Genomic DNA, 25338 nt, shown 5'->3' on the forward strand with positions numbered 1-25338 from the left:
TGTATGCCTAAAATCGCAGCTTAAGCATCTCACCATCATATCAAAATTGGTAACACCAAGTTACAAGAAAATATTTCAAACTCTGCTAGTTGTTTCCTAGTTTTGTATTGAATTCCAAAAGGTGTAAAAAATAAATACTCTATGATCGAATTTTTTGTCCTATCCATATAAGAATACAGGCTCCTATAAAACCTGAAATAAGATAGCCAAGCCAACCAGCAAAACTTACACCTAAAAGACTAAAAAGAAAGCTTGCTAGCGCAGCGCCAATAATCCCTAAGATAATATTCAACAATATTCCTGTTTGGCTTTTCATAATATACTGTGCAGCCCAACCTGCAATCCCGCCAATGACAATAGCTGCAATCCAGCCGATGTTTGCATTTTCCATGATACCCTCCTTTGCCTGAATTTAAATTGTAACTAGAGTAAACTTTGTAAAAATCAAGGTTTATTCCTTTTTTACCCAGTGGAAAGGATATTGCTTTTAGATATTTTACTTATTACTTTCCTTTATATTAAAATAATATTCACATTTGTATCATAATAATACTTAATAAGTATAAATATATAATACATTTTAATTTATAAACAAATTAATTAATTTAGAAATACGAATAAAATAATAAAATATTAGTGAAAATGTTTTAAGAACTCATAAAGTGTATTTATAAGCTTTTTAAAGCTCTCTCTTAAATTGAAAAAAACAACTGTGATTAAAGCAATAAGTAAAATGGATATTTAAAAGTTTGGAGCTTGCCAATTGATATCAATGATGTTTGAAATTAAAACTGCTTTGTTGACACGTTATAGCGTGGCTGTATAGGTTTAACCTCTACAGATCTTGATATAAATATTGCATTTTTGTGGGGTTTTGCATTCCTTATAGAGCATTTCTGTTTTGCTGCTACTGTGAAGCGATCCCCTTTTTACAAGGCGAGTTTAGGTTGGAACTATCATACTCTTGACCTACTCTTTATGTGTTTAACAGTCTTGGCTTTGAGATGGTTAGGCATTTTTATGTCTTTCTTCAAGAGTTCTATTCTACATGCTGCTTTGTTTGTAATGTGCAAGCAAATGACTTTGAGCAATTCATCATGAATAGATTTTAAATGAAAGAAATTTACGATGAAGAAAGCTCATTTAAATTGTCAAATAATAAGATGTTTTGATTAAATCAATATCTTGACCATATTCAAAATTGAATAATCGATGTGATGTGTGTTCTATTCAAGTTATTTGAAAAGTTTAAGTTTTTTCTGTTTGTTCTTCAGCAGGGGTGCGTAGACGAGAACTTTGAAGAAGTCCCTGTTCTTCTAAAATGGGGTAGATCATTGAGGTCAAAAGAGAGTTGATTTGTTTGAGGTCGCGCACAGTGTCGAGATGAAGACTGGATGATTCTACATTTTTGATATCCCCTTCACGCAGACGTTTAAAATGTTTTAAACTCATCTCTTTTTCTAAGTTTCGTAGTTGATCTTTTTTTTGTACCAATAGGTGTGCAGTATGTGTATCACGTGAGACGAGAACGTTAAATGCTATATGCGCGTTGGCTAGTACAATGGCGTGGAAACGAAGGAGATCACTCCAGCCCTCGCTGCTGAACTGTAAACCTTTTTGTTGTTTCTTTTTAACCAGCATCAGCATATTATGAATAATGATATCGCCTGCTTGGTCTAATTTTATACAGGCGCCTAGAAGTTCTTGCGTTTGAAAAGCTTCTTCGTCAGATAATTTTTGTCCCGCTAATTGTGCAAGATAAAGTTTGATGGCGATATGTTTTTTGTCCAATATGGTGTTGAGTTGGTTGAGTTCACGAATAATATTGGGGTCAGGATTTTCATAAAGTCCCATGATTTTTTCTAGCATGATGTCTACAAGATCACAAATATGAATGACTTCACGCATGACATTTGAGAGAGCGAGAGTTGGGCGTTCAAGAACACTGTCATCAAGAGCTGTTTGATCGGATAAATTGAGCGTTTTGTTAGCTTGCATTTTTTTTGCACTTATATTCACGATCTGAGTGGTTAATTTTAAAACCCATTTTGAAAGTGGTATTCCAGCAAGGAGAATGAAAACATTAAAAATGATATGGGCGTTGATTACTTGAGTAGGGGCGTTATTGCCAAGCCATGTGATGGGAGGGTGAAAGGAGAGAAATAAGATAAGTATAAGGATTGAACCGGCCCCACGCATGAGTAAGTTTCCTAAGGGAACGAGGCGGGTATTAGGAGAGGCGTTGCGCGTTAAAAGTGGTGCTATAAGAGAAGAGCCAAAGTTGACACCAAGAACCATGACAACACAGAGTTGCGTATGAATAAGATCGTAATTGGCAAAATTGACCAGCAAAATGATTCCTGCGATGGATGAATGTAAGAGGTAGGTTAAGCCAGCAGCCAACAAAAAAGAGGAAACAGGATCGGTTGAAAGATAACGAATGATGCTAGGCAAAATCTCGCTTTCACGTAAAGGTTCTGTCGCTGTACTTATCATCTCTAAAGATAAAATTAAAAGACCAATACCGATGACAATACGTCCTATTTGACGCCATTCACGTTTTTCTGTTGTCATGAAGATACAAGTGCCAATTAAAAGACACAAGGGCACAACAAGAGTGAGGTCATAGGTGAGAATTTTTACAACGATTGCTGACCCTAATTCTCCTCCACGTACAGCCATAAGTCCTGCTACTCCAGAGACAAAACCAGATTCAACGAAAGAACCAACGAGGAGCGTTATTGCTGTAGAGCTTTGTAAAATCATTGCTGTAAAAAGTCCAAAACTTACAGCAAACAATGGTTTTGAAATGACGTGGCACATTTTATATTTAAGTCTGTCACCATAGGCGCGTTCAATTCCTGTGCGCACCATGCGTGTGGCCCAGAGAAGTAAAGAAATAGCGCCGGCAAGATGAAGGAGTACCAATGAACCATTCATGATACTTTATTCTTTCTTTGTTGTTGTGAATGTGGTTACTTCAAAATTAATAAATTGAAGTTTATTGTTTTTATTTCACTTTTGCTTTTAATACTTGATTAAAATCATAACCGCTTGGATTTTGAAAAACCTTTAGACCAAAACAGGGCAGAATAGAATAAAGGTGATCAAAAATATCGCCTTGAATTTGTTCATAGTCTATCCAAACGGTGGTGTTCGTAAAGCAATAGATTTCTAAGGGTAAACCATTTTCTGTAGGAGGTAATTGCCTTGCCATATAGGTCATATTAGGGTTGATATTTAGATGCTGTTGTAGATAAGCAAAAACATAAGCACGAAAAGTTCCAATGTTGGTTAAACGGCGCGTATTGGCTAAGACATCATGATTTTTATCTAATTGAGCATTCCATTGATCAATTTCTGCTACTTTTTGCGTGAAATAATTTTCTAATAAATTAAATCGAGAAAGATATTTTTGTTCTTCTTCTGTGAGAAAATGGATACTTGATTGATCAATAAAAAGGGAGCGTTTGATGCGTCTGCCACCTGATTCTTGCATGCCACGCCAATTTTTAAAAGGGTCGGTCACAAGTTTACGGATAGGAACTGAGGTGATGGTGTTGTCGAAATTTTGAACTTTAACAGTATGCAAGGCAATTTCAATAACATCACCATCGGCACCGAGATTGGGGATTTCAATCCAATCTCCAACGCGAACCATATCAGTGGATGAAATTTGAATACCGGCAACGAGAGAAAGGAGCGTATCTTGAAAAATTAACATGAGAACCGCGGCCATTGCACCAAGACCGGAGAAGAGAATAAGAGGGGAGCGGTCAATCAATGTAGCAACCATTAAAATTGTTGCAACAGCAAAAAGTGCAATTTTAGCAATTTGAATATAACCTTTTATTGGTTTTAGTCGTGCTGTTGGTCGTTGTTCGTAAAGGATGTTAATGACATTGAGACAGGAAGAAATTGTCAGGACAACAAAAAAGATAATGAAGGCGTTGGCAACATTACCGATGACAGTGCTAAATGCATCGGGCAATGTTGGAATAAAATTAACACCAATTGAAAGAATAAAAGCTGAAGTGATATTTGCCATGTATTGAATAGCATTATTAATATCGATCGTTGTGTTTTTGGGGAGAAAAGAAGAGAGTTTTTTTGCTCCGTGAATAAGTAATTTTCGTCCTAGAAAGTTCACTAAAAGGGCAGCTATAGTAAGAATAATAAGCCAAGAAATAGCCTCTAACCACGGATATTGAACAATAAATTCGATCACTTTTTTATTCTCCATTTCTAAAAATATATGCAGTTGAGGGTTTAAAATTTTACAACTGCTTAAGAGGAAGTATTGGAATTATGCTCTAAAGTCGTTAAATATGCAAAAAAGAATTTTCAAACTCTGTGAGAGATAATGCGTTTTCCGCCCGATTTCCTTAATGAACTGCGTACGAGACTCCCAATTTCAACAGTGATTGGGCAACGGGTGGATTTTGATCCTCGAAAAAGTAAGCCTTCACGGGGAGACTTTTGGTGTTGCTGTCCATTTCATGGTGAAAAAACGCCAAGTTTTCATTGTGATGATCATAAAGGGCGCTATTATTGTTTTGGTTGTGGTGTAAGTGGAGATATTTTTACCTTTTTGTGTGAGCTTGATGGATTGCACTTTTCAGAAAGTGTAGAGCGTTTGGCTGATTTTGCGGGAATAAAACTCCCTATTTTGGATTCACAAAGTCATAAACGTCAACTGGAAAAAGCTGACCTTTATGATGTGATGAAAATTGCTACAGATTTTTTCCAATATAATTTACGCGATAAAGAAGGTACGCAAGCACGTCGTTATCTGGATGCACGTGGTGTTACACCAAAGCTTGTAGAGCGTTTCCGCATTGGTTTTGCACCGGTAAGGCGTACAGCTTTGAAAGAAGCTTTGAGTGCACGGGGCATTTCAATAAAGCAAATGGAAGAATGTGGGCTTCTCTCAGTGCATGAGGAGAGCGCGGATTCTTATGACCGATTTAGAAATCGCATTATGTTTCCTATCGAAGATTTGCGCGGACGTGTGGTGGCTTTCGGAGGGCGTGCATTAGAGAAAGAGACACGAGCAAAATATCTCAATAGCCCTGAAACAGTGCTGTTTCATAAAGGAAATATACTTTATAACGCGGCAGCAGCTCGCAAAAATAGTCGCTTTGTTGGCGATGAAAAAATTCATTCACTTCTTGTTGTTGAGGGGTATATGGATGTCATTGCATTGACTAAAGCTGGTTTTGAAGGAGTCGTAGCGCCCTTAGGGACAGCATTAACGGAAGCGCAAATTGAGCTTTTATGGCAGATGGGGAAGGAGCCCATTTTGTGTTTTGATGGTGATGATGCTGGTTTAAAAGCTGCTTTTCGTGTTGCTGATCGTGTGTTGCCTCTTTTAAAGGCTGGGGTTTGTGTACGCTTTGTTTTGTTGCCACAAGGGAAAGATCCTGATGAAATTGTTTGTGCTGGTGGAGCACAGCTTTTTTCTTCTTTTTTGCAAAAGGCAATTCCTTTGAGTGAGCTTTTATGGTGGCGAGCTACCTATGGAAAGCATTTTGAAATTCCAGAGACACGAGCAGCGCTAGAAAAACAACTGAAACAACAAATTTTTACGATTAAGGATGAAGATGTCCGCCGTTATTATTTGCAAGATGTAAAAAAACGCCTTTTTGATTTTTTTCGTCCCTCTTTTTCGAAAAAAAAGGGGGGAGGGCGATATGATCAATCTTCACCAAATAGGACCTTTAAAGATCAAACCTTTTCTCTGTTAGCAAATTCTGAAATAGTACGAAATTCTTCGCAATCTATTCCTTTGCGTGAAGCAGTGATTTTACTCACTTTAGCTTACTATCCTGAGTTGTGGTATGAAAATTTTGAAATTCTTTCTGAGTTAGAATTAAAAAATACTCAATTGATAACTCTTCATCAAGCTATGTTGGAAATTCTTGGGGACCAACAGCTTCATGATAAAGAGACGATGGTTGCATTCTTAGAGAAAAGAGAACAAAAAGCTCTGTTAGAGCGTATGAAACATCTTGTGCAAAATATTGGTATGCGTATTATCCTTGGTGGAGCCCCTATAGAAGATGCACGTGCTATATTAAAACAAGCTGTCTACTTGCATCTTCAAGAACACCACCTACATAAGAGATTACAGGATATTGAAGAGCAACTTGTAGAAAATCCTAAGAGTGAGGTTTTTGATCTGCTTCGTGAGGTAAAAAATGAGCTGGAGCAGATGCAGGCAACAGAAGCGTTAATTGAAGGGTTTGGAAGTTGGTTGGATGAAAAAATAGACGGGAATACACAAGATACGATAAAATGATTCGCTTTTTTAATGCGAATCAGTCACTTAAATTTTAGATGAGGAACTTTATGTGGAGTGACATTTTTATAAAGATGACAATTAAATTTTAGAAAAAGCGGGTAAATTTTAGGAAAAGCGGGAAATTGGTTCTTACGATAGGGTACAGAGATTATCTCAGAAGGGCTGAGAGGTGTCGGGGAAACTTCTGGAGTTTTCCCGCGTTTTTGTCTGGATGTCGAGTTTGTCTGGATGTCAGGGCATATACAAAATGTATTCTTTCCAATAGTAATCTCTTAAAAGGAAGTATATATGAGTAACTATTGGTAGATTTTAGTGAGAACAAACAAACTGGTCACATGGAAACTATGGTTACATGGAAACTGTGAAGTGATCGAGTGGAGTTATGGTATGGCAACAAAGGTTAAACAGAAAGATAATGCAGAAGTAACAAGCCAAGCGAGTTTGGATAGTCCTCTTCTTGATTTTTCTGATGATGCCATCAAGAAAATGATTAAGCTTGCCAAAAAAAATGGTTACGTAACAATGGATGAACTCAATGCAGTTCTTCCTTCTGACGAGGTTACATCCGAACAAATTGAAGATATCTTGGCGATGTTCTCTGAGATGGGGGTTAATGTTGTGGATGATGAGGATGAAGTTGAGTCTGAAAATTATGAAGAAGAAGTTACGGTAGAGGGTGGTGATTTAGTAGAAGCCTCTAGCCACGCAATTGCAACGACAACGAATAAACGCGAAGTAACAGATCGTACGGATGATCCGGTGCGTATGTATTTGCGTGAGATGGGAGCTGTTGAGCTTCTTTCGCGGGAAGGCGAAATTGCCATTGCTAAGCGTATTGAAGCAGGGCGTGAGACAATGATTGCGGGACTTTGTGAGAGTCCTTTGACTTTTCAGGCTCTTATTATCTGGCGTGACGAGTTAAAAGAGCAGCGTATTCTTCTTCGTGAAATTATTGATCTTGAAACGACTTATGCTGGTCCAGAAGCAAAGCAGGCTCCTATTATTGAGCGAAGTGAAGTTGATAAGACGGTAGAAGAAAAAATGTCTTCTGGTATACGTAATATGGGGGAGAGCGCAGGAGAGAGAAATATTGAAGACGATGATGAAGAAGACGATGACGATGTTAACTTATCGCTTGCTGCAATGGAAAATGAGCTTTGTCCTCAAGTTATGGAAACATTGGATTTTATTGCTCAAACCTATGTGAAATTACGAAAATTACAAGATCAGCATGTTGAAAGCAGTTTGGCAGAGCGTAAAGAGGGGGCCCTTACTTCTTCTCAGAAGAAGAAATATATTCAATTAAAGGGTGAGTTGATTCAAGCAGTAAAATCTCTTTCTTTAAACCAAAATCGTATTGAAGCTTTGGTTGAACAGCTTTATGACATCAATAAGAGATTGATTCATAATGAAGGTAAGCTGAAACGGATTGCCAATAGCTATGGCATTGGCCATGAGGACTTTTTAAAAGAATACCAAGGGCGTGAATTGGACGCAGATTGGATGAATTATATTGCTGCTTTGCCTACACCTGGTTGGAAAGAGTTTTCGGTGCGTGAAGCAAAAGAAATCCAAAAACTGCGAAGTGAGATACAAAATCTTGCGCAAGAAACGGCTATTTCGATTGGTGAATTTCGTCGGATTGTTATGCAGGTGCAGAAAGGTGAACGCGAATCAACTATTGCGAAAAAAGAGATGGTAGAATCTAATTTGCGTCTTGTCATTTCAATTGCAAAAAAATACACTAATCGTGGTTTGCAGTTTCTTGATCTTATTCAAGAAGGCAATATCGGTTTGATGAAGGCTGTGGATAAGTTTGAATATCGGCGCGGCTACAAGTTTTCAACTTATGCAACATGGTGGATTCGTCAGGCTATTACACGTTCAATTGCTGATCAGGCACGTACAATTCGTATCCCTGTTCATATGATTGAAACAATTAATAAAATCGTTCGTACCTCGCGTCAGATTCTCCATGAAATTGGACGAGAACCAACACCAGAAGAATTATCTAGCAAGCTTTCTATGCCGTTAGAAAAAGTACGAAAAGTTCTTAAAATTGCAAAAGAACCTATTTCTCTCGAAACGCCTGTTGGTGATGAAGATGATTCCCATTTGGGTGATTTTATTGAGGATAGGAATGCGTTATTACCAATTGATGCAGCTATCCAAGCTAATCTGCGAGATACGACAACACGCGTTCTTGCTTCATTAACACCGCGGGAAGAACGTGTTTTGCGGATGCGTTTTGGAATAGGGATGAATACAGATCACACGTTGGAAGAAGTAGGACAACAATTTTCAGTTACAAGAGAGCGTATTCGTCAGATTGAAGCAAAGGCACTTCGTAAATTGAAACATCCTAGCCGTTCACGAAAATTGCGCAGTTTTCTCGATTCTTAAATAAAGGAATTCTTGTGCATTTTAATAACTTCCTCTTTCTTCTTAATGAAGGGGGGGAGGTGCGTCATGTTGTACTTGGATACTTTCTTGAGAAAAACATGGGAAGAATTTGAATAATCTAGAAAGTTTGCGATGTTTAATGTTTTTCTTAGCTTTGGGGCTTTATACTTCTCTGTCTCAAAAGAATAGATATAGGGCAAAGGGTGTTTATGGAGTAGAGAGAGGGGGGCTTTCAAGAAATGAACGATAAAAACATTACTTTGCGTATAGCGCAGCTCGTTTTTTAAGAAATGGGATCTATTAGGAATAAACTTATATTGCAACATACGGACTTTTTGATGAAAAATGTGTATTCTTTTGCGGGATTTTTCTATCATTTTAGGTGACGCATTTTATTCTTTGTCAGTTTATAAAGAGATTTTTCAATAGGTTATGTTCATTTATATGCGCTATTTTTTGAATATTCTCTTTTTATTCAGATAGATTTTAAGAACATGGTTTAAAGTATACATTGAGTTGAATCTTTTTAAGAGACAGAAATAGATGAAATTATAGAAATTAAACGTTTTATTTTTATAGATCGTCTTAATTAAAAAAGGTGTGTCTGAGTTTATGAGTGGAGAACTCCCCTTTTGGAAAGTAAAAAAATTAGAAGAGATTTCCATTTCTGAGTGGGAGAGCCTTTGTGATGGCTGTGGCCGTTGTTGTCTCCATAAAGTTGAGGACGACGATACGGGTGACCTTTATGCAACCAGTATTGCTTGTCGTCTTTTAGATGGGGAAACTTGCAGGTGTCGAGATTATGCTCATCGTAAATCAATTGTACCAGATTGTATGTCGCTAGACATTACGACAGTTAAAACAGCGCGTTGGCTTCCAGAAAGTTGTGCTTATAGATTAATTTATGAGGGAAAAGATCTTCATTGGTGGCATCCATTAGTATCAGGAGATTGTCAGACGGTACATACAGCGCGTATTTCTGCACGCGGACAAATAGAGGTTTACGAAGACGAATTATTATCTGAGGAAGAATATCTTTATCACATTACTGGTCTTCTACGTGAAGGCCAGTAATGTAATTTTTATACAACTGTTTGTGACTTAATCGATCGCAAAGACTACAGTGACGCTCACGTTATAATTTAACTCACCACCTGCAAAATTTGTATTTGCGTAGCTTACATCTGCTGCTCTACTCATGAGACGTGGTGTTGGGTGATAGTAATCATCCTTTTCATTGATTTCAATAATTTTTCCTAATTTTAAATCGGCCGCTTGCGCTATCGTTTGCGCTTTTTCAATGGCTTCAGTAATGGCTTTTTTACGTGCTTCTTGATAAAATGGCTTTGTATCTGCGTTGGTAAAAGTAATGCCGTTAACTGAATTAACACCTAGTGACATCGCTTGATCAAAGATTTTACCAGCATTGGTAAGATCACGAATGCGTACGGTTAAAGAATTTGAAACATGATAGAGTTTTTCATTATTCTTTTTTTCGTGCTGTTTATCAGAGGTTGACTGATAAATGGATAAGCCTGATGTTTGCAAATCATTTGCTTGGATACCATTGTTTTTAAAAGCTTTTATAATATCATTGATGGATTGATTATTGGAAGCTAATGCCTTTTGGGCAGTTTTATCATAGGTAACAACGGCTAGATTAATAATTGCCATATCCGGTGCGGCTTGACTTTCTCCGATTGCTGTCACTGTAATTGTTGCATTTTTCATTTTATTTTCTTCAGCATAAGCACGTACAGTCAACGATGTGGTTAAGAGTGTAAATGCTAATATAACTGTTTTAACCAGAGAACCCTTCAGTGGTTGAATTTTCTTTTCTATCATATCTATACCTTTATATTTGTCAGTTAATTATTCTCTCATTTTTAAGAGTTTTTGTAAAGAAATTAGAGCACTGAAAAAAAAACCAATAGAAAAGAGAAAAAGATGGGTTATAATCTTTGTCAGCTCTTGTATCATAGGGCATTTTAGTTTAGAGAGAAACAACCTATGTGGGGCCTGTAGCTCAATTGGTTAGAGCCAGCGGCTCATAACCGCTTGGTTGGGGGTTCGAGTCCCTCCGGGCCCACCAATAGGGAAATATCCAATAGAAAAATGGATCGCTTATATAAAAGTTTTGAGATTCTACCTTTTTCGTTTTTTTTATTTATTTTCCTGTTTGTTCTAAAATCCTTTAGTCGTTGTTTGTTTCATTTTTTTCTCTCAGTCACTTTAATATAAAGTGAGGGTATATTTTTTTAGTCTCATCAAAGAAGTTCTCTCATTTGCAACATTGTAGCATTTTGATTAACTGATATGTGTCGCTATTTACTTGCTTAATTCATATACTGTTTTGTACTTTTCCTGTGTGATGTGCTTCATAAAATAGAAGACTAAAAGCTTCATTAGATAAATTTATTTATACTTGTTCTGCAAATAAACAGATCTCAATAAAACAAATTTTAAAGATTGGACCTGTTCAGAACAAATGGCTCAAAAAACATTTAGTGTAAATTTGCTTTTTTCTAAGTGATGTTAATGTCTTTTAGACGTTCGAATAGCATCATTGTGATGAAAGGTTGTATATAAGAGAATGTGATCTATAGGCGTTCATATGTATCATGGGGTCAACGATGATAACATTTGTTGATATTTTCTTTTTCCCAAGAAAGGAGTTCTATTTGATTTTTGAGAAATATTGTTCATAGTGACGGAGGCGTGTTCTTTGAAAAGAATTTCATCAATTGTTCTTTGAAAAATCAATTGAGTGATTGTTTCTATCGCTTTGCATCATCCAGATTTTATTGTAATAAGCATTTTATTATTCTGTAAGAAATGTTTTCTATGATATTAAAAAATTCGTTAAAATGCCATTTTCTATCTTTGTGTATTTTTTTCTTAATGTTCAAATTATAGAGTTTTCATGTGATCCGAATTATTATTGAAGAGCAGATGTCTTTTTTAATTTTACTCTCATAAGGGATTGGCAATATTGCGGTAAACCTACCACTTTTTTGTATTGCTAACCTTTTTCTCGTATTGATCGTGTAGAGAGTTTTATCTTTGTTATGAGTTTTCTCTCTTATGAAAAAGTATTGGCAGAGAGGGGGATTTTTTTGTAAAAGTACACTTCGTCTTCAAAATCATACTTTGAAAATATAATTCTTCATTTGCATAAGGGAATTTCTCTCTTGTTGTAAATCTGCATACAATTTACGTACAAAGATTGTGCGTGGTGATTCGTTTTATTTTTTAATAGTATTATTTTTGCTCATGATAGAGACTTATATTAGTATTTACAAGGTGTGTTTAGAGGGGAGGTTACCTGTAAACGTGTTACAGAGTTTTAGGTAGTGTGGCTCTGTTTATAAGAATTTATTCCTATAACATTGTTATATTCTTGCTTTGCAATATTGTTTAAAAAACATAGATAGTGCTATGTAGAATAAAATTGTGATGTATTTTTTCAAAAAGCTTTTTCGTGTTCTCTTATATAGAGTTCAGGAGTGTCTTCAGGGATATTTTCACATTAGTTTTCATTGGTCCGAATCGCAAGATCTGCGTAACATTATTCGCGTTTTTGATAGATTATACCAATTTTCATAAGTAAGGTCTGGATCGTGTGATGCCTTTTGTTTCACCATGGTACATGACTAATAGAACTTCATCTGATTTTGTAAAATAAGTTTGTACACAATTGCTTCCATACTGCCTATTGCAAATATTTTTTTCTAAGGTATGAGATATATTTGAACGCTTTAGCGTTATATAGTTTGACTACATGGAGTATGACTATGAAGAATGATAAAAAATTTGAAACAACTTTATCTGATATTATTGTGAAATGGGAGTCTTTATCGACGTCTCAAAAGCAAGCGATATTGGATAAAGTAGAAAATTCTACAGATTCTGCTCATTCAACAGAACATTTAAGGCTTCAATCTTCTTTTTATCTCCAGACGAAATCAAAGTTATGAGTTTTAAATCTTCATCGGAGATGTTGAAACCAGTTATTACATATATGGCACTAGCATTTCCCAGTGTGTTCAAAATAGCCATGAGTTTATCTACAGAAGGCCTCTTTCCCCCATTTATCATTTGTTGGACGTAATTTTGTCCACAGCCTGCAGCTCTGCTTATTTCAATCATTGTTCGTCCGTCACTTTTTATCAATTCAACTAAGCGTTGGAACCAATCTTTTTCAGTCTTTGTCATTTTTAGACCTTTACATATTTACGCTATAGCGTTAATATTGCGTTGCGAATCCAGAATATATGATACAAGGAGCGTGAAAATATCCATGTGTAGCTCTTCGCTAAGGAAGCATATAGAGTTGTTTTTAACTAATAACAAAATGTCCCCATACACTTTCAGATTCGAATCAATAAAAATGGTTGCTTAGTTCCACGGTTGTGAAAAAGTAAATGTGTATACCAGAAAGGGCGATACACACTCGTATGTTTATGAGATTTCACTGTGATAGTATACGTAGCAGCATTATAAATCAAGATATACCCCAACATCAGAATTTGTAAAAAAATTCTGCGTTGAGGTAGTATGTGAATATAACGAAGCTTTAGAGCCTTAAGAGATAGGATAATGGCTGTAGAAAAAATGTAAATTCATAGGCAAAGAATACTGATTTCTCCTTTATTGTAATAAATTAGATCACTATCAGATGGTATATCGTATATATGCATTAAAAAATTGGGAAATATCAAAAAAGTGATCTTGGATATTTTATTAAACAGGAAGGTAATCTGATCCACAAAGGTGGTTGTTTGGTAGAATTATACATTCGATCAATGCCCTTATGGGGATGAGTGTGTTTTTATGATGCTGCGGTTTATAATGAAGTCTGTGTTTACAATGATATTGTTATTTATAACAATGCATTAACATATGGTTGTGTAGTCGTTCGTAAGAGTTTGCATGTTTATGAAAAATAAGAACTTTATCGTTATTTGAATATGAGTGGAGATGCATATGTTTACGCTAATGCGGTCTTTTTTGATCAAGTTTTGAATGTTCAATGTATTGAATTTTATGGTGATACTCGTGATTGTAGAAAGGCTCGAGTTTATAATGATGCTTTAGTTTATGGTGATGTAAAGATTTGTGGGAAGGCAAAATTTTACAGAAATGCTGTGCTTTGTGACAGTGAAGATTTTTGTAATAATGAAAAACTTTCATATAGCCGCATTCCACATGGCGTAAAAAGGAAGATAGGAACGATTTGGGCAAGGCTTTTATGATTGCATTGCGTCGTTAGTTTTATTTGACGTTCCTTATTTTTTGTATTTTGTGTCAATAAATGTGTCGCAAATAATTGGTGTGAGTGTAGATTTAGCCGCTTTCAGAGATTTGTTTGCGCCATTGATCAATGCTTTAATGGAGAAAATAAGAATGCCGAGAGTGATTGTTCACACTTGGAACATGCAATTTATTGCATTCTTTTTTTGATTGAGGATGAAATAAATTGGTCAAGATGATCACTTGAGCGACAATTAAGGGAGATCCAAATGAGTGTAAACGAAATTTTATTGGGAGCAATGGTTGTTGTTTTGTTGTGCAGCGGGGTTATATTTCGGTTTTCTTTATATTATCGCAGTCAAGTGAAAATTTTAAAAGAGGAATCTAGAAGAATAAAGCATGAGTTTTTAAGAGATTCTATGAAGATGACTGAAGAACGAGATAGAGCTATTAGAGAGCAAAGTATGGTGATTAAAAGACGTGACCAAGCAATTGAAAAACTGAAAAAACAAATTAAGCAATATGAAAAAAATGAAAAGAAATATAAAAAAATGCTTAAATTTGAAGATGATAAAGAGTGATTGTATTCATATTTTGCATTAAAGGGTTTGAAAATGTGTTAGGAAGATTGGAATGACGAGAGAGATAAACTTTAATGAAGCCAATTATGGTGCTGATGGAGATATTGTATTAGAAGAGAATATTCAAGTTTACTCTGATTTTATGAAAACATTTAAGTTTATAAGACAGAGCGTCGTTGGTCATAAAATAAGAGTTTATGATGATAAACCAGTTTATAGGTAGGCTGGTTATTAAAAAGCGCGTCTATACAATCCAGAAATTTTATATTATTGCTGGAAACAATTTTGCACGTTCCTTTTAGATGTAAGGTATAAATGCTACGATAGTTTCAGCTAATAGGTATAAAAAATTGCATGATAATAGGAAGAAAGAGATATTTGCTTTTTATGAAGATGAAATGGGTAAGTCAGTTATGATTATCAGATACAGAAGAGGAATATGAACGTAAAAGATATTAATATCTTGTAGAGTAATTATATCTCTCATTGATGTTTATCTTCTCTTCATGTGCGTTTATTTTTTATGAAAAATACAAGACTTAAGAGATTTTCTTTTTGATAAAGGCTATAGAGATTTGTGTGTGATTGAAAATAAACACATAATCTGTAAGAATATGACTGTTATTTGTAAGCGTCAGAAATAATACAAAAAACGCCCTCTCATTGAGGGAAAAAACAATCACTGTTCATTTATCACAAAAATAACTCAACATACCATTATACAAAATAAACGCTTGTTTTAATGGTAAAGAACGTTAGGATTGTAGTTCTCTAATAAGAGCCTTATGTGTAACTTCTTTTATTTGCTCAATATTGATTAGGATATCTTGTTTTGTTGGATAGCCTTTACTAGAAAAAGCAATTTTTTGTGCATCTCCTGAGATTAAACGCCAGTACCATTGATTGTGAACTCCTTGAAACACCTCAAAATACATGTTTCTCACCTCATAAAATAGCTGATAATTTTCAGGATAAATATTTAACTAATCCGTTTGTAAACATTAATGTATGTCTCTATAGGAAGTCGTCAATATATTCCCCTTAAATTTTCTGACTTAAAAAATAATTTCTATGAGAGCTATTATTCTTTTAACAAGAAAAAATTTCTTGTCAATAAGATATGAATGAGAATTTTATACTATAAAATTATTTTTTTAAGTTAAAGACACTATACTTTCACTTACAACGCAAATATTTTTATTGTCGTTACAGAAACAAAATTTATAAATTATACAAAATTCCACCAGCACGGATAAAGTAAAAAACACTTTTCTCCATACTGGTAGAGTTTAATCATTTCTTGTTTTTTCTTTTGAAATAGACGTTTATTGATTAGCTATAACCTCTTTTTGGGATACGCTTCGAATGAGTAAATCAATGAATAAGCTAAGGGTGTAAGAATTGGCCATTTTAGCTTTCATATCGATAAGAGAGGTTGTAGTTTTAGGGTTAAAACTATTTGATAAACCTTGTCTTGACAAATATTGCTGCAATTTTTCATAAGAACTGTCGATTTTTTCTTGATTTAGTTTTTCGTTACGATCACTATCGGCAAGTGTTTCTTCCAGTCCCTCGATTTTTTTAATAAAATAATTCCAGTCAAAATCACCTTTTGTATATTCGGTGTCAAACATTTTTCCTTGTCCAGTTAAAAGCCAATTAATATTGACACCGTATAACGTGCGGTATGTTTGTAAGACACTAAGATTGGGTTCTCTCTCTCCACGCTCATAAAAAGCAATGGAATTTTTTGTCATGCTAAAACTTTTAGCTAAGGTTTCACGTGATGGATCGCCTAAAGCAAGACGTACATAACGTAAACGTTTTCCAAATATGGTTTTTGATTCAGTTTCAGGACGTGCCACGAATTATCTCCCTCGGTAAATCATCATGGTATAAATCATTAAATAATAAAAGCACACTATGTATTAATATTCTATGATATAATGTCAATATTATAGCTTTAATTTCTTTTTATTTTTTTATTTTCGTGGATAGAAAGCAATCTTTCACTTATTGTATTGACAATTGATATTCACTTCAAAACAAAATTCCTTGTTTGCTACATTTGTCTCTTGCTTTTTTTGAGAGAATTTTCATGTAACTTTACCATATATATTCTATACACCTCTGCATTAATAGATGCAACTTTAAAGAGATGCAAACTTTGGATTTGTACTGGGTGTGCTTTAGATGAAGTAGAAAATAAACTTTGAGGAATGATCATGGCCCTATTACGCTATTTTGGGTTTGCTTTTTTTTTCACGATTATTGGTGTCTTTTTAGGAGGGGTTATTGGTTGGTTTGAAACGGAAAGTATTACTGGTTTTCTTAAATATTTTTTTATTTGCGTTGTTTTAGGAATTTTGGAAATTTCTTTATCTTTTGATAATTCTATTATCAATGCGCGTGTTCTTAGTAGAATGAGTCCATTGTGGCGTCGTCGTTTTCTTATATGGGGCATTTTGATAGCTGTATTTGGGATGCGAATTGTTTTTCCATTATTGGTGGTTGTCGTTGCTGTTGGGATTAATCCAATTGCGGCAGTCAAATTAGCGATATGGGAACCACATCGATATGCTGAAGTTTTAACCGATGCGCATATGGGGATTGCTGCTTTTGGAGGAACTTTCCTTATGATGGTTGGCTTAAAATATTTTTTTGATTCTGAAAAAGAGGTGCATTGGCTTAATGTTATAGAGAGACCTGCTCAAAAGTTTGGGGCGCTTGTTGGAATTGATATTGCAATTGTTTTGATTTTGATCTTATTTGTTTCAGGTCAGATTGACGCAGAAAATAAAATAACTTTTTTATTGGCAGCCCTTTATGGACTTTTGACCTTTATCGGTGTTGAAGTTGTTGGTCATCTCTTGGATACTCCTCAAAAGACTTTAACAACAGTAGCTCACGGGGGAGTAGGGGCGTTTCTTTATTTAGAAGTTCTTGATGCTAGTTTTTCTTTCGATGGCGTGGTTGGTGCTTTTGCCTTTTCACATAACCTTTTTATTATTGCGATAGGTCTTGGTATCGGTGCATTTTACGTTCGTTCTATGACAATTATGTTGGTTGAATCGGGAACATTATTGCATTATCGTTATTTAGAGCATGGTGCTTTTTATGCAATTCTAGTTCTTGCAGTGATTATGTATCTGCAAACGATTATATCGGTTCCTGAAGTTTTAACAGGACTTGTGGGAATCTGTATTATTGGAATGGCATTATATTCTTCGATTCGTTTTAAGAATCGTCAATTGTATAAACATGTTGTGTCTAAGTAATGGAGATTTTCACGCTTTTGTTGATCGCATATCTTTGAGTAAAAAGAGGTCTTTCATGCAAAATAAAATACTATTTTATTGCTTATTTGCGTTTTTTTAAAGTTGAGTTCATTGCATGATACTACCCATGAAGGGAATAATGTACAATCTCTAGGATACTTTTTGACCTAAATATAAGACAGAAAGCTGATGTTATACTTTTTATCAGCTTTCAATATTATGACAAGCTCTTGCATTTAATGGGGCATAAGAAGCATTCTTACTGTTTTTTTGAATGATTTATTCATACATTGATTCTCTTTGTAACGTGTAAGAGAATGTTTTTGAAACAGGTTTGAAATGAGAGAATTTACGATATTCTGGACTCTTACTTAAATATGTGTAAAATAATTTATCCTTTATAAATCAGTGTATTATAATGGTAGATTAGAGAAGGATATTTTAAGAGACCATTAAAAGTTCTATACCAGCTTCGTTCATCGTTTTAAGCATAGTGTTTAGTGATCCGTTTACATCAATACCAGCACAGGCATTTAATGAAACACTGACTTTAAAACCGCATTGCATAGCGTGAAGAGCAGAAAATCCGACACAAAAATCAGTTGCTAAGCCACACATAATGAGCTTAGTAAAACCATGTTCTTTGAGATAAACTTGTAAACCTGTTGGTGTTTTTTGATCATTTTCAAGAAAAGCAGAATAGCTATCCATTTTTTGATTATAGCCTTTTCTAAGGATAAGTTGTGCCTTTTCTACTCTAAGAGATGGATGGAATTCTGCTCCTTGTGTTCCTCGTATGCAATGATCAGGCCAAAGTATTTGAGGACCATAGTCAAGAATGACTGTATCATAGGGCTTTTTTTCAGGATAGCAGGAAGCAAAGCTGCAATGGTTTTTGGGATGCCAGTCTTGGGTTAAGATAACGTGGTCAAAATGATTTATGAGATTATTGACGGCGGGTAAAATAGCATCACCTTGTGGTACGGCAAGTGCTCCACCTAGTAAGAAGTCATTTTGAACATCAATGACGATTAAGGCTTTTTTTTCCATAAATATATTCCTATACGAGATGAGCTTTTATCGTATTTTTAAAAAGCTATATGTCGTCTTGAAGTTTTGAAATGATGTGCTGGATATTGATATTATTTTTATAATTATCAAGCCAAAAGAGGGGGATGGATAAGTTTTTACAATTGGTTTTATAGTTTTTTACGAATTGTAACCACGTACCAATGGGAAGTGCACTGTATTCATTTGTTGCTACGTGTTGATGCAAAGCTTTCATGATCATTGGGCTTGGGACGTCAGATCCCATAAGGCGGCGGTCGTTTTGTAAACGTAATTTAAGCCATATCAAGGCAAGGGGTGAAGTCCATTGCTTTCCGTAGCAAAAAATCGATGAAAAAAGAGAAGGATTTTTTACTGCGTAATATAAAGCCCATAAAGCGAGAAAAGAAGGCGCATAGAGAATTGCTTTTCTTTGTGGTACCATATTACATTGATAAGTTGGTTTAATACGATAAAAATACAATGTTATATCTGGTATGGAAAAGAGAGGTAATGTTTGATAACAGGTTTCAGGTACAGCTAAAAAGATTTGCTTTTTGCTTTTTAGGGAGATGTTTTTTTGCATTCAGGACCATACTGGGGCTTGTGAGATTAGAAAAAATGTACCAATATAAAGCGAAAAGCTTTTGATACGATGTAAGTGCTATTTACTGTACAGTTTCAAAAAGCAAAAGCAGTTTTTTCAAAATCCTAATCTTTAATATCGCACAATATAAAGAGAAATTTATGGCACGTCAATTTATCTATCATATGGCTGGGCTTAACAAGTCTTACGGCAATAAAAAAGTTCTAGAAAATATTCATTTGTCTTTTTATCCAGATGCAAAGATCGGTATTTTAGGGCCAAATGGTGCGGGGAAGTCAACTATTTTACGTATTATGGCTGGGCTAGATAAGGAATATACGGGAGAAGCATGGATTTCTGAAGGAGCACGCTGTGGTTATCTACCACAAGAACCTTTGCTTGATGCGAGCAAAGATGTGCGTGGCAATGTAATGGAAGGTGTTGCAGATAAACAGGAAATTCTTGAGCGTTATAACGAATTGATGATGAATTATAGCGAGGAAACGGCTGATGAAAGTGCACAGCTTCAGGACATTATTGACAGTCAAAGTCTTTGGGATTTAGAAAGTCAAGTGGAAATGGCTATGGCTGCTCTTGGTTGTCCGCCAGCCGATGGGGATGTAACAAAACTTTCGGGTGGTGAGAAGCGGCGTGTTGCACTTTGTAAATTGCTTTTGTCAAAACCTGATTTATTACTTTTGGATGAACCGACAAACCATTTAGATGCTGAAACGACGGCTTGGCTTGAGAGGCATCTACGTGAATATCCAGGGGCTGTGCTTTTGATAACCCATGATCGTTATTTTCTCGACAATGTAACGGGTTGGATTTTAGAGTTAGATCGCGGTAGAGGTATTCCTTATGAGGGGAACTATTCTGCTTATTTGGGGGCTAAAGCCAAGCGTTTGGCTCAAGAAGGCCGTGAAGAGGCAGCGCGTCAACGTGCTTTATCACGTGAGCAAGAATGGATCGCTTCTAGTCCAAAGGGGCGACAAGCAAAGTCAAAAGCTCGGATTAAGGCTTATGATGAGTTGGTTCAAGCAGCCCGTGAGCGCCGTCCTGGAGAGGCACAAATTATTATTCCTATTGGAGAAAGATTAGGACAGGTTGTTATTGAGGTTGATAATCTCTCTAAAGCTTATGGTGAACGTGTATTGATTGATTCTCTTTCTTTTAAACTTCCTGCTGGTGGCATTGTCGGCGTTATTGGGGCCAATGGTATGGGAAAGTCGACCTTGTTTAAAATGTTGACGGGACAGGAACAGCCCGATTCAGGTCAAATACGTATCGGTGAAACAGTTCACATGAGTTATGTGGATCAGAGTCGCGATTCCTTGGTGGGGGATAAAACTGTTTGGGAGGAAATTTCTGGTGGAAATGACATTATTAAATTAGGTAAATATGAGATGAATAGCCGCGCTTATTGCGGGGCTTTTAATTTCAAGGGGGCAGATCAGCAGCAGAAGGTGGCAAATTTATCAGGAGGGCAGCGCAATCGCGTACATTTGGCGAAACTTCTAAAAGAGGGGGGGAATGTGCTTCTTCTTGATGAACCGACAAATGATCTTGATACTGAAACATTAGGTGCATTGGAAGATGCATTGGAAAATTTTGCTGGTTGTGCAGTTATCATATCGCATGATCGTATGTTTCTTGATCGATTGGCAACACATATTTTAGCCTTTGAAGGTGATGGTCATGTAGAATGGTTTGAAGGTAATTTTGCTGAATATGAGGCTGATAAAGTTCGTCGTCTTGGGGCGGAATCTCTTAATCCTAAGCATGCAAATTATAAACCTCTTACACGCTAGAAATTTTTTTCTTATCTCAACTTTGTTGGAATAATAGTGTACTTTATTGAGTTTGTTATTTCATAAATAAAGTGTGTGTACTCTGTGTAAGTTTTTATTCATTAAACAAAGAGTAAGAGACACTTTATGAAATTATGACCTAAATAGGGTTATTCTACTCATGATATATAACCGGTTATTGCTTGTAAAATTGCAATGAAAAGGAGGGGATGAAGAGTATAGTACTATTTCTACGAATGCTCTGGTCATTGAGCATTATTATCTTTACTTAATAAAAATGCAAGCTGGCACTATCATGTTATTTATTTTTCTCAATGGTATGCAGTTCTTGTTTTGAGGTGGGTATAAAAGATATTTTTATCCATATGTCCCCTCCGTTTATGAGCTGTAAGAGAATGATTTGGATTGATTTATCATGAATAGATTTGAAATGAGAAAAATTTACGGTATTCCGGTTTTTTATTCAAGTTAAAAATGAATGAATTATTATTATAAATCAATGCATTCTCATTATAACGAGCTGCAGGGAGATAAGATCTGTTCGTTTTTTACATTAGCCTATTTTTTTCATAGTATGATAAAATAGAGAGAACAAAATAGATGAGAATATGCGTTGTATGCTTGACTTTTTTTCCTATAAACAAATGTTTATAGGAATGTTTAGGGGATAATTATGCAAAAAAGTGCAAGTTTAGATGCAATGATTGTGCTGCTGAAAGCGGTCGCAGAAGTAAGCCATTTACGTGTTCTTACGCTCTTGCGTCATGAAGATTTAACAATTCCTGATTTTATTTTTATTCTTGATCAGTCGCAAGCGTGTATATCACGATATTTACGTTTCTTGTACGAAGCTCGATTGATTGAGCGTTATCAGAAGGGAGATAGCCTTTATTTTAAGCTTTGTCATGATTTTTGGGGTAAAGACATTGTGATGGGTGTTCTTTCGGCTTTGCCAAAGCATGATGTGTTGTTAGCGCATGATTTAGAACGTTTGAAGGATGTCAAAAAGCAGCGTCAAAAAACGAGGAAGAAGCATTTCTTACAAAATACGTTGCAATGGGATGTATTACGGTCATCCTATATGGCAGATCAGGGTGTAGAAAACGCTTTACTTGAAATCATTGGCGATAAACCATTTCAGACGATGCTGAATATTGGAAGAGGTGGAGGCTCTATCTTAAAATTGTTTTCTAATCTTTATACGCATGCGGTTGAAGTCGTGCTTGATAGCAATGTTTTGCACTTGTCTGTTGGAGATACAACTTTTGATTTAGTTATTCTTCATTGGGTTTTACATTTTCTTGAAAATCCTGAAATATTCCTTCATGAAATATCAAGAGTTTTGCGTCCTCATGGCCGTTTATTGATTGTGGATTTTGGTTATCATGAAATTGAGCCTTCATATTCCGATCAAGCGCATATGCGTCTTGGATTTTCGGCTTTACAAATAGAACAATGGCTTAAAAATGCGGGACTTGTTCTAGAACAAACGGTTTGTCTTACTCCTATACAAAATGAAAACAGTGAGGAGGGTATGGTTACGCTTTGGCTTGCTCGTGATCCGCGTTTATTGGTTGACGATATCAAAGATAAACAAGTAGATTTTGCATAAATCGCGTTTGTTAACGTGCTTTATTCTCTGATTTTTCTCAAGGAATAGCGTAGAGATAAAACTTTATTCAATCATTGATAAGCTATTGTTTTTTACATTTGTATTATGTTTTTATATGGGAGTATTGGTGTTTTATAGCGGCGTGTAGGCTGTATAATGAAAGCACCTTCTATAGAGTTAAGCCTATGAGGATCATTATTTAAGGTGTTCTTGATATCATATTTATGTTATTAGCCAATATATTGATTTTAAAAGATCATTGATTTTTTTAGACTCAATGAGAGGTTTGAATACAGGAATATTTTTTCATTTCAAATTTCCTGTTTCAGAATCCAAAAGAGTCTGTTTGTCTGTTACAAAAGAAGGTATTTATCTTAATGATAACGTTTGTAAAAAAAATACATCTTTGCGGCTGCAATATGATATTGTGCCGCACAATATAATATAGTGATGGCTCATACCTTCATAAATGTCAAAGGTGGTGTGCCCAATAGATCTTAAAATATTTCTTTAAAACAGGTTCTTAGATAAGAAATGCCTTGGAACTTTTAGTGAGGAGTGCAAAAAGATGCTCTAAAAAGACGAAAAAGTAAAAAGGTGAGGCAATGCATGATTTTCATTATTTAAAATACAGCGTTATGAGCGTGTTTGAAAGTCGTAAAGGCAAATGAAAGGGATGGTAAAGATGGCAATAGTTTTATCTTTGGGCTTTTATGTTTCTTCCAAAATGAATGATGGCTTTTTTAAGATTTCTCAACCAGACGTAAATATTTTTACTCTAATTGGGCGTATAAAAGCTGGGATTTTTCACATGGCTCTCATTTGCTCTAATCTTTATCTCAAACATATTGCTATGTTTAGAGCAGGTGTTGATTTACAAGTAATAGAAAAAGTAAAAGCTTGGTAGATGACGCCATAAAATTACTCATAAATTGGTAATGGATTGGAGTGATATTCTGAATTTTAAAAACATTTTGTACAACAACGGTTATAATAACGCATCTGGCTTTACGTTTATTTCTTCCTATAAGCATTCATATATGGTGTTCATCTATGTGTTTTGCATTATATTCATAAAAATAAGATCGGCGATGATCTATGGATAGTCCGTGGCTGAAAGTAGGAAAGAAAAGCGTGATATTACACTAAAGTTTCGTATCTCTTTATCATGAGAAGTTATGAAGGTTATTAAATAAGTCCATTGTTCTTGCCAAACGTATTTTTTTCTTTTTATGTTTGCCGCTCATCTTATGACGCAGTCCGTGGGTATAGCGTAAAATTGATAGGGCACCATCGTCTTTAGTTTAAGTGAAAGTTGTAAGCCGGCATTATCGTTTTATGTTTTTTATCCATACGCTTCTTCTTGTTTGTGATGTGCGATAGTATGGCTATTCATTGATTCAATAGACGAAGATTGAAAATAAGGGAACCTTACGTTCTTGAGATCTCTCATGTAAATTGTAAATGATGAGTTATGATTGTAAATCAATGAATTGTTTACGTTAGAAGAACAGACTATACAATTTTTTATCACAGAAACTACTGTGTGTATTATTTTACGGGATCATTTAAATGATAGAGATTAAGAGAAAATGTCTGCATTGATTTCGGTTTGTTATGTTAAAATGCGTTAGAGACTGTTGGTTATTGTAAAATGATTTATCGTTATTTGGAATGACGATGGGGCGTGATTCGAAACAAATACCTTCAGAGTTCTCATTTTTTCATAAGATTAAGCAGTTTAAATTCTTCATTGATTTTTACATGAGGGATGTAACAATATTTTAATGATCATTTACAGCAATTTTTTATAAAAATAGATAAGATTTTATTTCTCTAATTTATTGTTTTATACGAATAATTCATAGATTTCTTGCAAGAAGATGTTTTTCATTTTTTACGGTTATTTGTGTAAGATTTTAAAAATCTACGTTTTTCTTTTTGTGGTGATTGCTGTTGGAAAAATGATTCTACTTTTACGTAGTTTGATTTTTATAGGGTGGATACGTAGAAATTACTGTTTTTTTTTAAATTATGATCATCAGAGTTATGAAAGAAACTATTTAAAAGTTATAATGATCGTAGATTCTAATTGGTGCTTCTAGAAATAAAATTGCTTCAAATTGGGTCATTATGAACTTTTTTTGCCTAAATTTAAACATTTTTAAATAATTTATAATTCTTTTATGTTTTTTTGCGTAGAAGATGATAAGAATTTCTTGTTGTTTAAAAAATTTTATTCCATAGCAAGAATATTGCATCGGCTATCTTAGTGGTTGATGTAAGAGGACAATCGGGGAACCTCCTCCCCCCCCCCCGCGTGGATCCCCTAGATTGTCTGGCCTGACTGAGGATTTCCTCAGTCAGGCTTTTTGTAATTATTTTAGGAAATGTAAAGTGTTATTAGGGGGGAAGTGTAAGATCTGTTATTGTTTCGCCTATAGTACCTAAATACATAGAGGG

General features: G+C 35.1%; 20 protein-coding genes and 1 tRNA gene. 12 read left to right on the plus strand and 9 right to left on the minus strand.

What is annotated here, in order from left to right; all coding sequences use genetic code 11:
* Positions 1–139: 139 nt before the first annotated feature.
* The 3 genes from ACFILA_RS04465 to ACFILA_RS04475 form a co-directional block, all read right to left on the minus strand.
* Positions 140–391: a GlsB/YeaQ/YmgE family stress response membrane protein gene (locus ACFILA_RS04465; protein WP_273790808.1), complete on the minus strand. Its 252-nt coding sequence runs from the start codon at positions 389–391 to the stop codon at positions 140–142.
* 857 nt (positions 392–1248) lie between these two features.
* A complete protein-coding gene (locus tag ACFILA_RS04470; protein ID WP_375660732.1) occupies positions 1249–2940 on the minus strand; it encodes a Na/Pi cotransporter family protein in 1692 nt (563 codons plus the stop codon).
* 70 nt (positions 2941–3010) lie between these two features.
* Complete coding sequence (locus tag ACFILA_RS04475) at positions 3011–4228, minus strand: mechanosensitive ion channel family protein (protein WP_375631190.1); 1218 nt, start codon at positions 4226–4228, stop codon at positions 3011–3013.
* 135 nt (positions 4229–4363) lie between these two features.
* On the opposite strand from ACFILA_RS04475, the gene dnaG reads away from it, so the two are divergent.
* The 3 genes from dnaG (at position 4364) to ACFILA_RS04490 (ending at position 9781) form a co-directional block, all read left to right on the plus strand.
* Positions 4364–6301, plus strand: a complete 1938-nt coding sequence (gene dnaG, locus ACFILA_RS04480; RefSeq protein WP_375660733.1) for a DNA primase — start codon at positions 4364–4366, stop codon at positions 6299–6301.
* A gap of 390 nt (positions 6302–6691) precedes the next feature.
* Positions 6692–8707, plus strand: a complete 2016-nt coding sequence (rpoD, locus tag ACFILA_RS04485; RefSeq protein ID WP_273790804.1) for an RNA polymerase sigma factor RpoD — start codon at positions 6692–6694, stop codon at positions 8705–8707.
* Between the two features lie 612 nt (positions 8708–9319).
* Complete coding sequence (locus tag ACFILA_RS04490) at positions 9320–9781, plus strand: YcgN family cysteine cluster protein (RefSeq protein ID WP_273790803.1); 462 nt, start codon at positions 9320–9322, stop codon at positions 9779–9781.
* Between the two features lie 27 nt (positions 9782–9808).
* Here ACFILA_RS04490 and ACFILA_RS04495 read toward each other — a convergent pair whose 3' ends face one another.
* Positions 9809–10552 (minus strand): SIMPL domain-containing protein, encoded by a 744-nt coding sequence (locus tag ACFILA_RS04495; protein ID WP_273790802.1) that lies wholly within the window; start codon positions 10550–10552, stop codon positions 9809–9811.
* Between the two features lie 170 nt (positions 10553–10722).
* Here ACFILA_RS04495 and ACFILA_RS04500 point away from each other — a divergent pair.
* Positions 10723–10799 (plus strand) — tRNA-Ile (locus ACFILA_RS04500).
* Between the two features lie 1702 nt (positions 10800–12501).
* Entirely contained in the window at positions 12502–12684 is a 183-nt protein-coding gene (locus ACFILA_RS04505) for a hypothetical protein (protein WP_273790801.1), read from the plus strand.
* Here the strand turns inward: ACFILA_RS04505 and ACFILA_RS04510 are convergent.
* Positions 12608–12922 (minus strand): helix-turn-helix domain-containing protein, encoded by a 315-nt coding sequence (locus tag ACFILA_RS04510; RefSeq protein ID WP_007347852.1) that lies wholly within the window; start codon positions 12920–12922, stop codon positions 12608–12610. The two genes, ACFILA_RS04505 and ACFILA_RS04510, sit on opposite strands and share 77 nt — an antisense overlap.
* 755 nt (positions 12923–13677) lie before the next feature.
* On the opposite strand from ACFILA_RS04510, the gene ACFILA_RS04515 reads away from it, so the two are divergent.
* From ACFILA_RS04515 to ACFILA_RS04525, 3 genes are all read left to right on the plus strand, one after another.
* Entirely contained in the window at positions 13678–13962 is a 285-nt protein-coding gene (locus ACFILA_RS04515) for a hypothetical protein (RefSeq protein WP_375631187.1), read from the plus strand.
* A 267-nt stretch (positions 13963–14229) separates the two neighbouring features.
* Positions 14230–14541: a hypothetical protein gene (locus ACFILA_RS04520; protein WP_375660734.1), complete on the plus strand. Its 312-nt coding sequence runs from the start codon at positions 14230–14232 to the stop codon at positions 14539–14541.
* Between the two features lie 52 nt (positions 14542–14593).
* Positions 14594–14764, plus strand: a complete 171-nt coding sequence (locus ACFILA_RS04525) for a hypothetical protein (protein WP_375631186.1) — start codon at positions 14594–14596, stop codon at positions 14762–14764.
* A 532-nt stretch (positions 14765–15296) separates the two neighbouring features.
* Here ACFILA_RS04525 and ACFILA_RS04530 read toward each other — a convergent pair.
* Positions 15297–15476, minus strand: coding sequence for a DUF1508 domain-containing protein (locus ACFILA_RS04530; RefSeq protein WP_273790798.1), 180 nt, complete (start codon positions 15474–15476; stop codon positions 15297–15299).
* Between the two features lie 390 nt (positions 15477–15866).
* Positions 15867–16406, minus strand: a complete 540-nt coding sequence (locus ACFILA_RS04535) for a helix-turn-helix transcriptional regulator (protein ID WP_273790797.1) — start codon at positions 16404–16406, stop codon at positions 15867–15869.
* Between the two features lie 360 nt (positions 16407–16766).
* Between ACFILA_RS04535 and ACFILA_RS04540 the strand changes: the two genes are divergently transcribed.
* Complete coding sequence (locus tag ACFILA_RS04540; protein WP_375658186.1) at positions 16767–17819, plus strand: DUF475 domain-containing protein; 1053 nt, start codon at positions 16767–16769, stop codon at positions 17817–17819.
* Between the two features lie 441 nt (positions 17820–18260).
* Here the strand turns inward: ACFILA_RS04540 and pncA are convergent, their stop codons facing one another.
* The gene (pncA, locus tag ACFILA_RS04545; protein ID WP_273790795.1) at positions 18261–18869 is read right to left on the minus strand and encodes a bifunctional nicotinamidase/pyrazinamidase; all 609 of its coding nucleotides are present in this window, start codon (positions 18867–18869) and stop codon (positions 18261–18263) included.
* 46 nt (positions 18870–18915) lie between these two features.
* On the minus strand, positions 18916–19452 hold the full coding sequence (locus ACFILA_RS04550) for a hypothetical protein (protein ID WP_273790794.1): 537 nt from the start codon (positions 19450–19452) through the stop codon (positions 18916–18918).
* A gap of 161 nt (positions 19453–19613) precedes the next feature.
* On the opposite strand from ACFILA_RS04550, the gene ettA reads away from it, so the two are divergent.
* From ettA to ACFILA_RS04565, 3 genes are all read left to right on the plus strand, one after another.
* A complete protein-coding gene (gene ettA / locus ACFILA_RS04555; RefSeq protein WP_375643447.1) occupies positions 19614–21263 on the plus strand; it encodes an energy-dependent translational throttle protein EttA in 1650 nt (549 codons plus the stop codon).
* Between the two features lie 673 nt (positions 21264–21936).
* The gene (locus tag ACFILA_RS04560; protein ID WP_273790792.1) at positions 21937–22875 is read left to right on the plus strand and encodes a methyltransferase domain-containing protein; all 939 of its coding nucleotides are present in this window, start codon (positions 21937–21939) and stop codon (positions 22873–22875) included.
* Positions 22876–23560: 685 nt separating this feature from the next.
* Positions 23561–23782, plus strand: coding sequence for a hypothetical protein (locus tag ACFILA_RS04565; protein WP_375660735.1), 222 nt, complete (start codon positions 23561–23563; stop codon positions 23780–23782).
* Positions 23783–25338 lie beyond the last annotated feature (1556 nt).

This window comes from Bartonella sp. CL71SXKL, assembly GCF_042194935.1.
Classification (GTDB): Bacteria; Pseudomonadota; Alphaproteobacteria; order Rhizobiales; family Rhizobiaceae; genus Bartonella.

Coding starts and splice junctions, on each gene's coding strand:
- ACFILA_RS04465 (WP_273790808.1), bottom strand. CDS start 391: ATGGAAAATGCAAACATCGGCTGGATTGCAGCTATTGTCATTGGCGGG.
- ACFILA_RS04470 (WP_375660732.1), bottom strand. CDS start 2,940: ATGAATGGTTCATTGGTACTCCTTCATCTTGCCGGCGCTATTTCTTTA.
- dnaG (WP_375660733.1), top strand. CDS start 4,364: ATGCGTTTTCCGCCCGATTTCCTTAATGAACTGCGTACGAGACTCCCA.
- rpoD (WP_273790804.1), top strand. CDS start 6,692: ATGGCAACAAAGGTTAAACAGAAAGATAATGCAGAAGTAACAAGCCAA.
- ACFILA_RS04490 (WP_273790803.1), top strand. CDS start 9,320: ATGAGTGGAGAACTCCCCTTTTGGAAAGTAAAAAAATTAGAAGAGATT.
- ACFILA_RS04495 (WP_273790802.1), bottom strand. CDS start 10,552: ATGATAGAAAAGAAAATTCAACCACTGAAGGGTTCTCTGGTTAAAACA.
- ACFILA_RS04505 (WP_273790801.1), top strand. CDS start 12,502: ATGAAGAATGATAAAAAATTTGAAACAACTTTATCTGATATTATTGTG.
- ACFILA_RS04510 (WP_007347852.1), bottom strand. CDS start 12,922: ATGACAAAGACTGAAAAAGATTGGTTCCAACGCTTAGTTGAATTGATA.
- ACFILA_RS04515 (WP_375631187.1), top strand. CDS start 13,678: ATGAGTGGAGATGCATATGTTTACGCTAATGCGGTCTTTTTTGATCAA.
- ACFILA_RS04520 (WP_375660734.1), top strand. CDS start 14,230: ATGAGTGTAAACGAAATTTTATTGGGAGCAATGGTTGTTGTTTTGTTG.
- ACFILA_RS04525 (WP_375631186.1), top strand. CDS start 14,594: ATGACGAGAGAGATAAACTTTAATGAAGCCAATTATGGTGCTGATGGA.
- ACFILA_RS04530 (WP_273790798.1), bottom strand. CDS start 15,476: ATGTATTTTGAGGTGTTTCAAGGAGTTCACAATCAATGGTACTGGCGT.
- ACFILA_RS04540 (WP_375658186.1), top strand. CDS start 16,767: ATGGCCCTATTACGCTATTTTGGGTTTGCTTTTTTTTTCACGATTATT.
- pncA (WP_273790795.1), bottom strand. CDS start 18,869: ATGGAAAAAAAAGCCTTAATCGTCATTGATGTTCAAAATGACTTCTTA.
- ACFILA_RS04550 (WP_273790794.1), bottom strand. CDS start 19,452: ATGCAAAAAAACATCTCCCTAAAAAGCAAAAAGCAAATCTTTTTAGCT.
- ettA (WP_375643447.1), top strand. CDS start 19,614: ATGGCACGTCAATTTATCTATCATATGGCTGGGCTTAACAAGTCTTAC.
- ACFILA_RS04560 (WP_273790792.1), top strand. CDS start 21,937: ATGCAAAAAAGTGCAAGTTTAGATGCAATGATTGTGCTGCTGAAAGCG.
- ACFILA_RS04565 (WP_375660735.1), top strand. CDS start 23,561: ATGGCAATAGTTTTATCTTTGGGCTTTTATGTTTCTTCCAAAATGAAT.